This is a genomic window from Sphingobacterium sp. lm-10 (assembly GCF_023554555.1).
Taxonomy (GTDB): Bacteria; Bacteroidota; Bacteroidia; order Sphingobacteriales; family Sphingobacteriaceae; genus Sphingobacterium.
On record NZ_JAMJWC010000002.1, the window covers coordinates 883,828 to 899,109 of the forward strand.

Consider the following 15,282-nt stretch of genomic DNA (forward strand, 5'->3'; position numbering starts at 1 on the left):
CTAGCATGTCAGATCAACACTATATTCTTTGTATTGAAACCGCTACATCAACCTGCTCCGTGTCGCTGAGTAATAGGCAAGAGCTGTTGGGGTTAAGAGAAGCGCGTGAGCCAAACATGCATGCTTCTGCATTGACGGTTTTTATCCAGGAGTTAGTAGCTGATTGTGGTATCACGTTTGATTCCATTTCTGCGGTAGCTGTTAGCAAAGGACCGGGATCTTATACTGGATTGCGTATCGGTGTCTCTGTGGCTAAAGGACTTTGTTATGCCTTAGATATTCCCTTGATATCAGTAAATTCTTTGCTGGCTATGGCACAAGGCTATTTGACGGACAATGCAGAACTGGGGAAAAACCTAGTGCTTTGTCCTATGATCGATGCGCGACGCATGGAAGTTTACGTGGCAGCATTTGATACCCACTTGAAGGAGCTGGAAGAAACCAAGGCCTTAATCGTTGATGAATCTTCTTTTAGCCATTGGACGAAAAAAGGATATTTCGTTGTGCTTTTTGGTACAGGAGCAGATAAGTTAGGTGCTTTATTTGGCGAGCATAACGAGATTGAAGTCGTATTAGGTTTTCAAAACTCTGCGGCTCACATGATGCCTTTGGCGTGGCAAAAATATAATAACCAATCTTTTGAGGATATTGCCTATTTCGAGCCCTTTTACTTAAAAGACTTTGTGGCTACTACGCCTAAAAAAATGTTCTAGTGTGCTTTCGTAGCTTAGAGAGCGCCACCACTATAGCCAGCGTTTCTTTTTAAACCAGATATAGATCGCCATCGATACTAAAAGCATAAAAAGCAAAATTCCGGGATACCCATATTTCCAGTCCAGCTCAGGCATACTTTCAAAATTCATTCCATACACACCGACGATGAAAGTGAGTGGCATAAAGAAGACCGATATAATCGTCAGCGTTCGCATGATCTCATTGGTATGGTTCGATTCTATGTTGAAATACATAGCTAATAGTTGAGAGGTATTCTCTGCCAGGTTGCGATACAGTGAATCTGTTCTTTTGTATAAATCGTGCAGGTTACGATGGTAGGTGCTTACACGTTCTGGAATGTGAAAATATTCCACCAAATCCTGATACAAGGTAAGGATGATTCGAATCAAATCGATCTGCCTTTTGAGGTAATACAGCTTCTTCATGAATGGTTTGCGCCTGCTGTGTAGAAATACAAACTCCTCATATTGATCAATCTTGTCAGAGAAGGTATGTATAACCTCGTGTTCAAACGTTTTTAAAGCTTGCGACACCAATAGGTTGATGACATTTTTGGTGCCCTTTAGTTTCGTGTTATCAACAGGTGCCTGTTTGATCTTATCTAGCCACTCAATTTGTGCTCTATGCACCGTGATGATGAATTTATCACTATAGAAGATAGAAATTCTATCCGTTAGTTCGACCAGTATGTCTGAGTGCTCCGGATATTTTTCCGCAATAGAGCGAAGTATCAAAAATTCATAATCAGGATACACCTCGATTTTGGGTAGGTGGCCTACCTCTAAGCAGTTTCGTACAGAAGATTCGTGCAGATTATAACGTTTGGTCAATTCGTCAAAATCACCAGAGCTGGGATGAGTGATGTCGTACCAATCAAACCCATTCACTTCACTGGATAAAACATGTTGTATCATCGGGTTAATGTTTTTGGAAGGTACGCAGTTCTGTGCAGGTATACAAAAAAACCTGCAAGGCTCATGCCTTGCAGGTTCTGTTATCAAAAACGATTAAAATCGTTTATTTCTTCTGATCCGCATTTTTCTTCTTGTAATCCGCATTTAGACCATTTACTACTTGTGTAGTGATGTCTAACTTTGAATCTGCATAAAGAACGCTTGGGTTTTTCTGTGAGTAGGTCAATACTAAGGTATATCCGTGCTCGCTAGCGTGTTTTTTCAAGTATTCCGTGATGGCAGTGTAGACATTTCCAAATTCAGTCGCCTCATCCTGCGCTAAAGAAGAAGAAGCATTCTGATCTAATCTTCCTAGCTCATCTTGTTTACGAGCCAAACGCTCTTCGGTAGCTTGACGCTCTGAAGCGCTCATTGTATTGATTTTTTGCTGATAATCAGCCACTTCGCGCTGGAATGCCTGTCCTTTGGACTGCAAGTCAGTTTGTGCTTTTTTGACCTTAGCTTCTAACTTTGTTCTAATCTCTTTGTAGTATTCGTATTTCTCAGCCAAAGTATCAGAGTTAACGTATACAATCTTCTCTGCTTTTACGTCGGTAGCGCTGGCGACAGCGGTAGAGTCATTCGTAGAAGTGGAGGTCTTGTTATCACCTTTTTGGTTACAAGAGGCAAGTGCTGCGGCAGCGACGATAGCCATTGCCAATTTTGTCCATGTGTTCATGCTCAATTCAATTTTCAATTCAACAAGCAAACCTAACATAAAAAATGATAAAACACTAATCTATCCGTTACTTTGATGCCGAAAACCCCTTCTTAAGCCGTTTTTTTACCTTGTCAATACGGGTGTTTTTTCGTATTTTTGATAGATAATTTCAAGAAGTCTTTAAGTATATTTCATGAGCGAAGAAAATAAAAATGTATCTACGTATTCCGCGGATAATATCCAGGTACTGGAAGGGTTGGAAGCAGTACGTAAGCGTCCATCCATGTATATCGGCGATACCGGGGTTAAAGGTTTGCACCACTTGGTATATGAGGTCGTAGACAACTCTATCGATGAGGCGGTAGCTGGATATTGTACTGATATTCTAGTTACTATTCATGAAAACAATTCCGTATCTGTGCGTGACAACGGTCGGGGTATCCCAACAGGTATCAATAAGAAAGAAAACAGGTCTGCTTTAGAGCTCGTGATGACGGTTTTGCATGCCGGTGGTAAATTCGATAAAGACACCTACAAAGTGTCTGGAGGATTGCACGGTGTGGGTGTATCCTGTGTGAATGCCTTGTCTACAGATCTGCGCGCTGAAATACACCGCGAGGGTAAAGTCTTTGTGCAGGAGTATAAACAGGGTAAGCCACAATTTGAGGTAAAGGAGATTGGCGAGAGTGATAAGACAGGTACTATAGTTACCTTTCAGCCAGATCCCGAGATCTTCACCATGACCACCGTTTATAATTATGATACCTTAGCGAACAGGCTTCGTGAATTATCTTTTTTAAATAAAGGTATAGAATTGACGTTGGTCGATGAGCGTGAAAGTGTTGAGGATGGTTCGTTCCGTCAGGATGTGTTTCTTTCTGAAGGCGGTTTGAGCGAGTTTGTGAAGTATCTGGATGGTACACGCCAGCCCTTGATCCCAGAGCCAATTCACGTGGAAGGAATCAAACAAGGTATTCCGGTAGAGTTGGCTTTGCAATACAATGATACTTTTTCGGAAAATGTACATTCTTATGTAAACAATATCAACACGGTAGAAGGTGGTTCGCATGTAGCGGGATTTCGTCGCGGACTAACCCGTACCTTGAAAAAATATGCAGATGAATCGGGTCTGTTAAAAAACCTGAAAGTAGAAATCACAGGAGATGACTTCCGAGAAGGTTTATCAGCTGTGATCTCGGTGAAAGTAGCGGAACCTCAATTTGAGGGACAGACCAAAACTAAATTAGGAAACTCCGAAGTGATGGGTGCGGTAGATATGGCCGTCGGCGAAATTTTAAGCACTTACTTGGAGGAAAATCCTAAAGAAGCCAGAACAATCGTACAGAAAGTCGTCATTGCGGCACAGGCTCGCGCTGCAGCGCGTAAAGCACGTGAATTGGTGCAACGGAAAACGGTGATGAGTGGTTCTGGCCTTCCTGGAAAACTTGCAGATTGTTCAAGTAGCGATCCCGCACTTTGTGAGATCTTCTTTGTCGAGGGTGACTCGGCGGGTGGTACGGCAAAGCAAGGACGCGACCGTAAATTTCAGGCGATCATGCCACTTCGTGGAAAAATCTTAAACGTAGAGAAAGCCATGGAGCATAAGATCTACGAAAACGAAGAAATCAAGAATATGTTTACCGCGTTAGGGGTGAGCATCGGCACAGAAGAAGATCCGAAAGCATTAAACACCGCCAAACTGCGTTATCATAAAATTATCATCATGACGGATGCGGATGTCGATGGTAGCCACATTGCTACCTTGATCTTGACTTTCTATTTCCGGTATATGCGTGAACTGGTTGAGCAGGGATATATTTATATCGCTACACCACCACTTTATTTAGTGAAGAAAGGTAAAGAGGGCGAATACGCGTGGAACGAAGAACAACGTCTTGCCGCAATCCAGCGCCTCAAAGGCGGAGGCCGGGAAGATAGTGTACATGTACAGCGCTATAAAGGTCTTGGTGAGATGAATGCAGAGCAGCTGTGGGAGACAACGATGAACCCAGAACTAAGGACATTGCGTCAGGTTACCATCGATAATGCTGCGGAGTGCGATCGTGTTTTCTCCATGCTAATGGGTGATGAAGTAGCGCCTAGACGTGAATTTATTGAGAAGAACGCGCGCTATGCGCGAATAGATATCTAACCGCGGTTAGTTTTCTAAACAAATATCGGAGCTACTTTGTTAGGCAGTATGGCGAGGCCAGCACCAACAAAGTAGCTTTTTTTATGTCCAATTGGTCGAATTTTTGAATAAATAGAAAGTATGAAGTCTAAATTGAGAGTATTGGTGGTCGGATGTGGCAATATGGGAGCCTCCCACGCGCATGCCTACCATCATATGGGCGATTTTGAAATTGTCGGATTAGTATCCAAGGGTCAGAGTAAAGAAGCGCTGAACGCGAGTCTGGGGGCAGAGTACCCCCTGTTCGGAGATTATTATTGGGCACTGTCTGAAACAAGGCCTGATGCGGTTTGCATCTCCACCTATCCTGATACACACGAACCTTTTGCTATCGCTGCATTTGAAGCTGGCGCACATGTGTTTCTGGAAAAGCCAATGGCAGACACCATCCCTGGCGCGCAACGTGTGATGGAAGCTGCTATAAAAGCAGATAGGAAGCTCGTTATTGGCTATATCTTGCGCTATCACCCTTCGTGGATACAATTCATTGCGCAGGCGCGCAACATGGGTAGCCCGTTGGTGATGCGGATGAATTTAAATCAGCAAAGCCAAGGTTATATGTGGGATGTACATCGTAACCTGATGAAAACCATTAGTCCGATTGTAGACTGTGGTGTGCATTATATCGATGTGATGTGTCAGATGACGGATGCTAAGCCTTTGCAAGTGTCTGCTATCGGGGCGAGGTTGACAGAGGATATCGCGCCAGATAATTATAACTACGGTCAGTTGCAGATCCGTTTCGATGATGGCAGTGTAGGTTGGTATGAAGCAGGGTGGGGGCCAATGATCAGTGAAACCGCCTTCTTTGTAAAAGATGTATTTGGTCCTAAAGGTAGTGTGTCTATTGTTGCAAAAGAAGCTTCTGCTACTGGTAAGTCACATTCTATAGACGCGCACACCAAAACAGAATCATTACGCGTGCATCATGCAGCTATTGATTCGGAGAATAAATTCTTGCGACAAGATGAATACATAGATCTACAAGACGAGCCAGATCATCAAGAGCTTTGTAATCGTGAACAGCAATACTTTCTTCGTGCCATCCAAGAAAACCTTGATTTGAGCAAAGAAATGCAAGATGCTTTCAATAGCTTAAGCATTGCTATGGCTTGTGATGAATCTGTAAAGACCGGACAAATCGTTCAGCTGACGGAAGCTGAGTAAGAAGTAATGATCAAAAGGCTGATTCCGGTAGAAATCAGCCTTTTGATTATATTCGCATATTGTAGACCTGTTAATTAAAACAGGCAAAAGATACAATTAAAATTATACGCGTCTCGATTTGATACGAGCTGCTTTACCAGTAAGTCCACGTAGGTAGAACAATTTCGCTCTACGAACTTTACCGTAGCTATTAACAACGATTTTGTCGATATTAGGTGAGTTGATAGGGAAAATACGCTCCACACCAATACTGTTAGACATCTTACGTACTGTGAAAGTTGCGTTAGCACCTTCGCTGTTCAATTGAATAACTACACCTTGATATACCTGTACACGCTCTTTATTTCCTTCGCGAATTTTATAATGAACGCTAATGGTATCTCCGGCTTTGAAAGCGGGGATGTCATTTTTCGCTACCGCTTGTTCTTCTACAAATTTTACTAAATCCATGATTTCGAGTAATTATATTACGATTTTGTCTTGTGAAAATCGGAATGCAATATTACGGACAATTTCTTACATTTTGAAATTAATTTTGAAAATCTGTAATGATGTTAATTATTCTTCAAATACGTTCGGCCGAGTGTCGCTCCGATAGAGGTAATTTGGTGCGATAAAAAAATAATAACCATTAAATCAATGAATTAGTAGATTCTTTTGTGTGGGGTATTGACAAGAATAAAAATCGCCGTATATTTGTGCCACACAAACGAAGAAAGATTCGTTTTCGGGGTGTAGCGTAGCCCGGTATCGCGCCACATTTGGGATGTGGAGGTCGTAGGTTCGAATCCTGCCACCCCGACAAAAAAGCTCTAACGAAAGTTAGGGCTTTTTTGTGTTCGGGCGTGGCAGATGAGAACCGGGGTTCGATCCGTTAGGAGCTTCAGGGTTTGTGTTTGTGGTTTGCGGGGCTGAAGCAATCCTGCCACCCCGACAAAAAAGCTCTAACGAAAGTTAGGGCTTTTTTTGTGTTCGGGCGTGGCTGATGAGAACCGGGGTTAGCGAATCTGAAGCCAACCTGCCACTCCGATAAATAATCCTTAAAACCTGTCTAAATCTTTGATTATAGAGTTATCATCAAAAAACGATTAAGAACGATAATCGAATAGATCTCGTTGAGACTATTATAGTATGGTTTATCGGATTCTTCATGCTTATCTTTTCTGTTGACTGCCGTTGCTGCAGATTTCAAAAGTTAATTAATTCGAAAAGCTTAACAATCAGTATTAATGGTAGGATAAAGAGTGATTTGTATACAATGTGCTTTTCCAAAATTCTTCAACTTTGTATATAAGAAACTTAAAAAAGGAGATCACATGAAAACGATAGAATTAAACAATGGTGTAAAAATGCCAATTCTTGGATTTGGCGTATTCCAAATCCAAGATTCTATAGAGTGCGAGCGTGCAGTTATGACTGCCATAGAAACAGGTTATCGTCTTATTGATACCGCAGCCTCTTATCTGAATGAAGAATTTGTAGGAAATGCAATAAAGGCAAGTGGTATCGATCGTGACGAATTATTTATTACCTCAAAACTTTGGGTTCAAGACACTGGATACCGCCAGACCAAGGATGCATTTCAAAGATCCTTGAATCGTTTGCAGCTTAATTATATGGATATGTATCTGATTCATCAGCCTTACGGGGATATATTTGGATCATGGATGGCTATGCAGGAACTCTACTATGAAGGGAAGATCAAAGCAATTGGAGTAGCTAACTTTTCTACTGACCGGTTGATGGACCTAATCGTGAACAGCGGTTTCGTTCCGGCTGTCAACCAGATCGAGACGCATCCTTTCCATCAGCAAATCGAAAGTCAGAAATTTTTGCAGGAACAAGGTGTGCAATTACAGTCTTGGGGCCCATTCGCAGAAGGCAAGAATAATCTATTTCATGATCAAATATTGTCGAATATTGCTGCTAAATACGAAAAATCTATTGCACAAATCGTACTTCGCTGGTTGGTGCAAAGAAACATTGTCGCTATTCCAAAATCAGTAAATAGCGAAAGGATAGCTGAAAATTTTAAGATTTTCGACTTTGAGTTAACCGATAATGATATGAATTCCATCGCTACACTCGACACGAATGAGAGTTCATTTTTCGATCACCGTGATCCAAAAATGGTGAAATTACTAAGTGAACTTAAGCTGTCTTTATAAAAAAGGTAAAATAGTATATGAATCGTCATAACAGTTTTGAAATCGGCTAGTTTAGCGCTTTATGTAATGCCTTATCTATCTTAACTGCAGGTCATACCTGATTTTAGATCAGAATGAAATGCACTCTTGAAGATGTTCGAACAGAGAATTGATCTAAACGATCTGACTGTATGGTTTTAATTGATGAAAAGGGATCTTAACAAATTACCACAATCTAAAGACTGGTAACCAAGGTTTTTTCGGCTCGACTTGTACATAATGCGCGCATTCTCGACCAACTATCATACGATAAATAAACTTCAGTTGCACCAGGAGGAAAAGTTATAACTGAAGAAATCGACTTGAAATCACACAGAGTTAAGACAATGATTATTAAACAAACTTCAACCGAAAAATCACCCCGTATAAAATAAAAGGTGACAAAGCAATTTTACTCTCACGAATGATAGCGAAATTAAAAAGGATGGGAAGATCAATAGAAAGGCCAATTTCACTATTTTAGAGTTTGGAAGCGCTTTAACAAATCATGTAAAGTGATTGGCGCAAGTTTTCTACAATCGCAGTAGCATTTTGCTTGCCACCAACATCGGTTGGGCGGAGGCGTGTAAAGGGATTTTAGACAATAATTAACTCATGGCAAAAGCAAAGACAACGCACACTGGGCAGAACGTAGCAGATTTTGTAAACTCATACGTGGACAACGAACAGAAAAAGGCGGATAGTTTTCAACTGATGGAGCTACTGCAAGAATGGTCGGGTGTAGAACCAATAATGTTCGGGCCGAGCATTATTGGTTTTGGAAATTACCATTATAAATATGCCAGTGGACACGAAGGAGATGCACCTGTGCTTGGGTTTTCTCCGAGAAAGGCTGCACTTACATTATATGTTTATTCTCACACAGAAAGAAGTCAATTAGTTTTAGCTGACCTAGGTAAATTCAAAATGAGTAAAGCCTGTATCTATGTAAAAAAACTTTCAGACATCAATTTATCTGCTTTAAAAGAGCTCTGCATAGAAACCATAAAATACATTAGCGAGCATCATGAATGTTCTTGTAGGGTAAAATAGCGCGATTCCGGTACTTGGCTACTCTACAGTTCTATTGCCAGCGCTTCCTTCTTCATGCCTAGTAGCTTATAGATGCTACTGTCCCGCTGTTAGTGTGATTAGTATAACGTGTAAAGTCAACACATAAAAAATGATTAGACACTTTAATCTAATCAATACTAGCTAAGTAGAATAGAGTTTCTAGTTTCTTTTATAGTAAGGCGTAGGCTATACATGAAGATCCAAATTATTCCTGCGCAAGGGAATTAGAGAAATTTTTAGTATTTTAGTTTCGCGTCACGAACTGTTAGCGATGAGATAAGCAGCGAAAGCGTGGCAAATAAGAACCGTTAAAATCTAACTATTTACCTATGAACTTTTGCACCAATATAACCTTTACTACTGTTTTGGATGGGACTAATAAACAGTTGCTAAAAATTTAGGTAACGCTCCAGATGAAAAGTCTAAGTTATTATCTAACCTTATTCGTGATCAAATTAAAAGGGATTAAGAGAACGTTCAGTATAGACCCTATTGATTACAAAAAGCTACGGAATGAAGATATTCATTTTCCAAAAAAAAGGTACTTTAAAAGAAGGAGTTATGTCAAAACCTTCACCGTATTAAATACAACCGTCACGGAAGTACTTTCTGAGAAGCAATCTAATAAATTACTTCTTTTTATACACGGAGGCGCTTTTGTTTATGGCCCTGTAAAACACCATTGGGACACCATCGAAAAAATAAGCCGACAGACAGGGCATACCATTTGGATGTGCGATTACCCCAAAGCACCCGAGCACAAAATCTCTGAAATATCACGGAATATAGACAAAGTTTACAATTCCGCATTGGAAAAGGTTGGGTCCGATAACATCCTTTGTATAGGAGACTCTGTCGGAGCAACCCTATTGATTACATTAACACAGCGATTGATTCAGAATAGTAGGAACTTGCCTGGAAAATTATTTTTGATCTCTCCTGTAATAGATCCTTCTTTCAAGAACCCAGATATTGATTCCATAGAGGATAAGGATCCTATTTTATCAAAAAGGGGGGTGGTTAGCGCCAAATTAATGTGTGCTGATCATCAAAACCTAAGTGATCCATTACTATCACCTATTAGCGGAAGCTTCGAAAAGTTTCCTGAGACAGTCGTGTTTGCCGCAGAAAACGATATTAGTTACCCCGATCAAAAACTATTTTTAAAAGAATTAGAAAAAGAACGTGTGATTACCAAAGTATACATAGGAGAGGGGATGCCCCACATATGGCCACTTTTGCCTGTGATGAGAGAGGCAAGAGAAGCTTTAAACACTATTATAAAACTTCTAAACGAAGAGTGATTGCTAAAGAAGTGTAATCGGTACTTTATTATTCATTAGTCCCAACATTAGTAGGATTATATCGCTCCGACTAGAATTTATAGTTCAAATCTAGTACGTTCGTTATACCTTCAAACGCTATCAACGGCAACTATCTCATAATAGACCAACAATTATGAAAAAATCTGACATATATGAAATTGCAATTAAAGTACTTGGGCTGTATTTATTATTTACGTGCATTGACCTGTTGACTGCCGCACTCGCAACATCTGCTCTGTTGATACATGCGAAGCAAAACCCAGAAATGTTTGAATCTTTTGGACAGACTCCATTTTTAATTTTGAGTATTGCCAACCTCGTTTTCGTCGTTTTATTTGCTTTGTTTCTAACACTCAAAACAAAGACCATTGTAAAGTTTGTGTGCAAGCCGAGCGATTATGAAGAAAGGAGTATGCTATCTGTCGATAGAGAATTGATTTATGAAATTGCTTTGGTACTGATGGGACTAATCTTGGTTGTTTGGACACTTCCAGACTTTGCAATTAAGCTGAAGGAGCATATTACGCTTGTTCAAAGTGATGTGCCAACTAATGAGTACGATACCAATTTTGTTATAACAGCAGCTATCAAGATTGCACTTGGAATTACGGCTGTTATTTATTCAAAATCGCTCGCTGTAGGCTTGGGGAAAGTCAATGGCGACTCAAGTAGAATAACAGGTGTTGAATGAGTACGCTACAAATTTCTTTTTTTGAGATATTGATTACAAATCTTGATACCTAACTTTCCAGCATCTTATCAAAGCTTAATAAGATAAGTGCCTTTCATGGAATTAATTTTTACGTCTTTTGACGCACTATATTCAAAAAATATTTCTTGAATTTGTAAGGTGACTTCCATACCGTCTGCTTGTTGTGTCAGCCTTAGTGCGGACAAAGGAATGACCAGTCGTTTTTCCAAACTTCGAGAAGACACCTTGTCTTCATATTTTTTCAGATATTGTTCGCTTTCCAAACACTGTTTTATGAAGTCGCTAATCGCGAATCTGAAATCCTTTTCTCCTAAATGAAGTGTTATCTCTTGATATGCACCAGTTCTAGTTTGGTAATACGTGATATTTGGGAGCGTATCCACTCCAGTGGAGTCAACATAGGGTTGTAGCTCTACCGCATAATTATAGCCTACGACATCTATGGCCGAGGAAGTTGATTTGAAATAATAATTGAGCTTAAGCTCTTCCGCATATTGTGCGTTGAATTGCCAACGATTAGAAAATTCAGTTAGATGAAGATGTTGCTGTATCCTGTTGGTTATCTGCGTTCTTGCACTACGGTAATTATTCGTGCTATTTGCGGTTAGATTTCCATCTTTCTTTATCGTATCCAGTTGTTGTTCTATGTCTATCGTCAGAATGGATTGCAGCACTTCAGGATGATAATTATATAAAATATAATTGAGCGAGCTGGCCATGCGTATGGCTGTAGCGGCATCTATACTATCTTCGGCCACCGGTTGTAAAAATCCATTTTTTACCAATCCTTCTTTTTCAAACAAGTTCATCAAGATGCTTTTTTGAGAAGCTAGACTCACCGATAGGGCACTTTGTGGCCCATAATTGATAAGCAGTACAACTGCAAAAAGAGATATGGGGATCGCTTTAATAGTGGTACGTTGAAAGGCAAGGAAATAAATAATCTGGAACAGTAACCAGGCAGCGATCGCTATCAGAAAGTAGCGCTGATACGTAATGCCATAGGTGTCGACCCGTTTCAAAATTGCCAACATCAGCAAGATAAAAAGGGGGATCAAGAAAACATAAAAATACTTGCTATAAGACCTAATCCAGGCATTTTCCTGATTATCTCTGATAGGAAAGGTCAATAATAAACTCAAAATTCCGATGCTTGCATAACCCAATATCAATGCGGAGACCAAACCATTCGGCAATTGCCACTGTGTTAGAATTTTTAGTTCATATATCAATAGGATCACTAAGTAGACAAATGCTAAGGGAATAAGCACATATTGACTGAAATACTTTAGTCCTTTCGGATAATCTCTGGTTAGAAGCGATCCGTCCAGCCGTTTTGGTACACCAGCCAGAAAATACAGGGGAAAGAATACCGTGAAGATAAGTACCCAAATATATCGAAGATATACCCAGTCCATTTCAATCAACAACTCGTTGACTGTAGCAAATGCAGCACTCAGGCCTGCACCTAGTACAACGCTATAAAGCGCGCCAGTAAGCAAGCGCAAGATTAATACCTTATTGAAGTGCCACCATGCCATCGTATCACCATCCTTGAAATAGGCGGCAAAAGACACGAGCAAAATGGAGGCAATAAAAAGTAGTGAAAAATGCACCACATCTTGCGGATATACCTCAGGATTTAACAGAAAAAAGAACAACAAACTGCTCAGTGCGACACACAGCTTAACTGCCCAAAACGGCTTCCAGGAATACGTCTCTTTTTTTGCAAGCACCAAGGAAATGGAAAGGTTTAAAGGAAATGCAATCGCAGCAAGCATCAACAGACGGATCCACCAAATTTCGCTGCCAGAGTTAAGCACCTCATCCCTCACTAACTGCAATGCAGCAAATGAGCCAGTCAAAGCATAGATGCATTCAGCAGGAAAGCGCTTTATCGAAAGCATTAGTTCAGCAAAAATGCTATGGATACTGGGAAGCTTATTTCTTAGGGAAACTTTCATACTGATTGATGTTTAGGTAAAGGTAATCAACTAACTATTTTAAATAGAGGTATTTGTCAGAATAAAATAAATGATTATGCAACATAATCACAGGAGAGATCCACCTAAAATTAATTCAGGCGCTTCAGGTGTGGTTAGAAAAATGTAGAGATATTTGATTAAAGAATAAAAAATACTTGTCAATTTTTCGGGTGTAGGGAGCCAATTCAACAAATAGTTTTGTTAAAAAATAAGGAATGACAAATTATTTAAAATTCAAGGCGTTGCACCATCAAATGAGTCCGCTAATTATGGGGAATGTATGGGATGTACAAAGTGCGAAAGTTTACGAGCAACTAAAATACCAAGCCATCGGCACCTCAAGTGCTGCTATAGCGCATACGTTGGGTTATGAAGATGGTGAACAAATGCCATTTTCGGATCTGCTGTTTATGGTTGAAAGGATCATAAGCAATACCACATTACTACTATCTGTTGATATAGAATCCGGATACGGAAAAACACCTGCAGAAGTCTGTGATAACATAAAACGACTGTGCAATCTTGGAGTGGTTGGAATTAATATTGAAGATTCCGTCATGGAAAAAGGTGAAAGGAATTTGAAAAATAAAAGCGAGTTCTTTCATTTTCTTGAAATACTGCTGAGAGAATTGAATAAACAAAAAGTCTCTGTTTTTATCAATGTACGATGTGATGCATTTCTATTGCAGCTACCCAACGCATTGGAGGAAAGTTGTAATAGAATAGAGCTATATCAGCGCCTGCCAATCGATGGCATTTTTTTGCCATGTATTACGGCTATGGAAGATATAAAACAAATTGTAGCGAAAACAAATCTCCCATTAAATGTAATGTGTATGCCAGAGCTTGCGGATTTTGAAACACTCTCTGCATATAGTGTTAAACGAATCAGCATAGGAAATTTTGTATATTGTTATAGTCATAATATGTTAGTGTCTATTTCTAACTCCATATTGGAAGCACAATCTTTTAAAACATTATGGAATTAACTAAAATATTGATGTACAAAGCTATTGTTGAAAAGGACACTTCGTTCGAAGGCGTATTTTTTACCGCCGTAAAAACGACTGGTATATTTTGTCGACCTTCTTGTACAGCTCGTAAGCCAAAAATTGAAAATGTTGAATTTTTCGAGACCACAAAGGAGTGTGTTTTAAAAGGGTATAGACCCTGTAAAATATGTGATCCGTTAAAAAAGCTCCATGAAACGCCATCGGAAATTCAAGAAATCCTTCAGGAGTTAAGGGACAATCCCGCTTTTAAGTTTAAGGATTATGATATAAGACAAAGAGGTATTGATCCCAATAAAATAAGGCGATGGTTTCTCAAAAATCACGGAATTACATTTCAAGCCTATCAAAGAATGTTCAAAATCAATTCAGCTTTCAAGAGAATTCAGGATGGTGATCGTGTTACCAATACTGCTTACGAAATGGGATATGAATCGTTGAGCGGTTTTGGCGAATCATTTAAAAATATCTTTGGGGTGTCGCCCATTAAGGGAAAGCAACAATCTGTAATTGATCTCAAAAGAATCGAAACCCCACTAGGAACGATGGTTGCTTGCGCATCCAGTCAAGGTCTTTGTTTATTGGAATTTACGGATAGAAGAATGCTTGAAACCGAACTAAAATCAATCTCCCGACTACTTAATGCGACCATTATTCAAGGGCATAATCCGTTTTTTGAACAGTTAGAAATGGAATTGGATGAATATTTTGAAGGGAGGAGAACCGAGTTCAGTGTACCATTGCACACGCCGGGAACAGCATTCCAAAATAAGGTTTGGACTTCTTTAAGAGCTATATCTTACGGATCCACGAAATCTTACAAAGCACAGGCTGAGTCTATAAAAAATCCTGAAAGTGTCAGAGCCGTTGCCAATGCAAATGGGATGAATAGAATTGCCATCCTTATTCCCTGTCACAGAGTAATTGGATCAGATGGCAGATTAACTGGATATGGCGGTGGCGTATGGCGCAAAAAGTATTTATTGGAACTGGAGCAAAAATATAGAAATGAAATCACTCCAAGAACGTCATGATAAGGTTAGAATAGAGCGATTCCAAATACTGATCTTTAAGGCAATTTCTTTAATTCCAAAAAGTCAAAAAACACTATGTAATAATTTTAAGCATTTTTTTGATAAAATATAATCTTCAAAAATACCCGATTGATAAATGAAAAGAAATTATATATCTAATAAGATGAAATTTATTATTTTTATAGCGTAATACGCCATTTTGACAACAGAGTTATGGCCAAACATACCATCGAAAATTCTGGCGACGAT

The 15,282-nt window shown here is 39.6% G+C and carries 13 protein-coding genes and 1 tRNA gene; 10 read left to right on the plus strand and 4 right to left on the minus strand.

The genetic code is table 11. The features are described 5' to 3' along the window. The first annotated feature begins 5 nt into the window (after positions 1–5). The gene (gene tsaB, locus M8998_RS13960; protein ID WP_249993832.1) at positions 6–713 is read left to right on the plus strand and encodes a tRNA (adenosine(37)-N6)-threonylcarbamoyltransferase complex dimerization subunit type 1 TsaB; all 708 of its coding nucleotides are present in this window, start codon (positions 6–8) and stop codon (positions 711–713) included. A 30-nt stretch (positions 714–743) separates the two neighbouring features. On the opposite strand, the gene M8998_RS13965 is transcribed toward tsaB, so the two are convergent. Next, positions 744–1,649, minus strand: a complete 906-nt coding sequence (locus M8998_RS13965; RefSeq protein WP_249993833.1) for a CorA family divalent cation transporter — start codon at positions 1,647–1,649, stop codon at positions 744–746. A 103-nt stretch (positions 1,650–1,752) separates the two neighbouring features. Beyond that, on the minus strand, positions 1,753–2,367 hold the full coding sequence (locus M8998_RS13970) for an OmpH/Skp family outer membrane protein (RefSeq protein WP_249993835.1): 615 nt from the start codon (positions 2,365–2,367) through the stop codon (positions 1,753–1,755). Between the two features lie 175 nt (positions 2,368–2,542). On the opposite strand from M8998_RS13970, the gene gyrB reads away from it, so the two are divergent. Together gyrB and M8998_RS13980 are read left to right on the plus strand one after the other, a co-directional pair. Next, complete coding sequence (gene gyrB, locus M8998_RS13975) at positions 2,543–4,501, plus strand: DNA topoisomerase (ATP-hydrolyzing) subunit B (protein ID WP_249993837.1); 1,959 nt, start codon at positions 2,543–2,545, stop codon at positions 4,499–4,501. 120 nt (positions 4,502–4,621) lie between these two features. Then, entirely contained in the window at positions 4,622–5,707 is a 1,086-nt protein-coding gene (locus tag M8998_RS13980) for a Gfo/Idh/MocA family protein (protein WP_249993838.1), read from the plus strand. Positions 5,708–5,809: 102 nt separating this feature from the next. On the opposite strand, the gene rplS is transcribed toward M8998_RS13980, so the two are convergent. Further along, positions 5,810–6,157 (minus strand): 50S ribosomal protein L19, encoded by a 348-nt coding sequence (gene rplS, locus M8998_RS13985; protein WP_249993839.1) that lies wholly within the window; start codon positions 6,155–6,157, stop codon positions 5,810–5,812. Between the two features lie 278 nt (positions 6,158–6,435). On the opposite strand from rplS, the gene M8998_RS13990 reads away from it, so the two are divergent. The 5 genes from M8998_RS13990 (at position 6,436) to M8998_RS14010 (ending at position 10,983) form a co-directional block, all read left to right on the plus strand. Then, a tRNA-Pro gene (locus M8998_RS13990) sits at positions 6,436–6,509 on the plus strand. 514 nt (positions 6,510–7,023) lie between these two features. After that, positions 7,024–7,875, plus strand: coding sequence for an aldo/keto reductase (locus M8998_RS13995; protein ID WP_249993840.1), 852 nt, complete (start codon positions 7,024–7,026; stop codon positions 7,873–7,875). A gap of 633 nt (positions 7,876–8,508) precedes the next feature. After that, the gene (locus tag M8998_RS14000; protein WP_249993841.1) at positions 8,509–8,946 is read left to right on the plus strand and encodes a DUF1801 domain-containing protein; all 438 of its coding nucleotides are present in this window, start codon (positions 8,509–8,511) and stop codon (positions 8,944–8,946) included. A gap of 434 nt (positions 8,947–9,380) precedes the next feature. After that, positions 9,381–10,271, plus strand: coding sequence for an alpha/beta hydrolase (locus tag M8998_RS14005; RefSeq protein WP_284040475.1), 891 nt, complete (start codon positions 9,381–9,383; stop codon positions 10,269–10,271). Positions 10,272–10,425: 154 nt separating this feature from the next. Continuing rightward, positions 10,426–10,983: a hypothetical protein gene (locus M8998_RS14010; RefSeq protein WP_249993843.1), complete on the plus strand. Its 558-nt coding sequence runs from the start codon at positions 10,426–10,428 to the stop codon at positions 10,981–10,983. Between the two features lie 68 nt (positions 10,984–11,051). On the opposite strand, the gene M8998_RS14015 is transcribed toward M8998_RS14010, so the two are convergent. Then, positions 11,052–12,968, minus strand: coding sequence for a DUF4153 domain-containing protein (locus tag M8998_RS14015; RefSeq protein ID WP_249993844.1), 1,917 nt, complete (start codon positions 12,966–12,968; stop codon positions 11,052–11,054). Between the two features lie 236 nt (positions 12,969–13,204). On the opposite strand from M8998_RS14015, the gene M8998_RS14020 reads away from it, so the two are divergent. Both M8998_RS14020 and M8998_RS14025 read left to right on the plus strand, forming a co-directional pair. Continuing rightward, entirely contained in the window at positions 13,205–13,978 is a 774-nt protein-coding gene (locus M8998_RS14020; RefSeq protein WP_249993845.1) for an isocitrate lyase/PEP mutase family protein, read from the plus strand. After that, positions 13,969–15,033: a bifunctional transcriptional activator/DNA repair enzyme AdaA gene (locus tag M8998_RS14025; RefSeq protein WP_249993847.1), complete on the plus strand. Its 1,065-nt coding sequence runs from the start codon at positions 13,969–13,971 to the stop codon at positions 15,031–15,033. Before M8998_RS14020 ends, M8998_RS14025 begins: the two co-directional genes overlap by 10 nt. The last annotated feature ends 249 nt before the right edge of the window (positions 15,034–15,282 follow it).

What these genes read in the sequence shown, in the direction of transcription:
- tsaB (WP_249993832.1), top strand. Translation starts at nt 6, where the DNA reads ATGTCAGATCAACACTATATTCTTTGTATTGAAACCGCTACATCAACC.
- M8998_RS13965 (WP_249993833.1), bottom strand. Translation starts at nt 1,649, where the DNA reads ATGATACAACATGTTTTATCCAGTGAAGTGAATGGGTTTGATTGGTAC.
- M8998_RS13970 (WP_249993835.1), bottom strand. Translation starts at nt 2,367, where the DNA reads ATGAACACATGGACAAAATTGGCAATGGCTATCGTCGCTGCCGCAGCA.
- gyrB (WP_249993837.1), top strand. Translation starts at nt 2,543, where the DNA reads ATGAGCGAAGAAAATAAAAATGTATCTACGTATTCCGCGGATAATATC.
- M8998_RS13980 (WP_249993838.1), top strand. Translation starts at nt 4,622, where the DNA reads ATGAAGTCTAAATTGAGAGTATTGGTGGTCGGATGTGGCAATATGGGA.
- rplS (WP_249993839.1), bottom strand. Translation starts at nt 6,157, where the DNA reads ATGGATTTAGTAAAATTTGTAGAAGAACAAGCGGTAGCGAAAAATGAC.
- M8998_RS13995 (WP_249993840.1), top strand. Translation starts at nt 7,024, where the DNA reads ATGAAAACGATAGAATTAAACAATGGTGTAAAAATGCCAATTCTTGGA.
- M8998_RS14000 (WP_249993841.1), top strand. Translation starts at nt 8,509, where the DNA reads ATGGCAAAAGCAAAGACAACGCACACTGGGCAGAACGTAGCAGATTTT.
- M8998_RS14005 (WP_284040475.1), top strand. Translation starts at nt 9,381, where the DNA reads ATGAAAAGTCTAAGTTATTATCTAACCTTATTCGTGATCAAATTAAAA.
- M8998_RS14010 (WP_249993843.1), top strand. Translation starts at nt 10,426, where the DNA reads ATGAAAAAATCTGACATATATGAAATTGCAATTAAAGTACTTGGGCTG.
- M8998_RS14015 (WP_249993844.1), bottom strand. Translation starts at nt 12,968, where the DNA reads ATGAAAGTTTCCCTAAGAAATAAGCTTCCCAGTATCCATAGCATTTTT.
- M8998_RS14020 (WP_249993845.1), top strand. Translation starts at nt 13,205, where the DNA reads ATGACAAATTATTTAAAATTCAAGGCGTTGCACCATCAAATGAGTCCG.
- M8998_RS14025 (WP_249993847.1), top strand. Translation starts at nt 13,969, where the DNA reads ATGGAATTAACTAAAATATTGATGTACAAAGCTATTGTTGAAAAGGAC.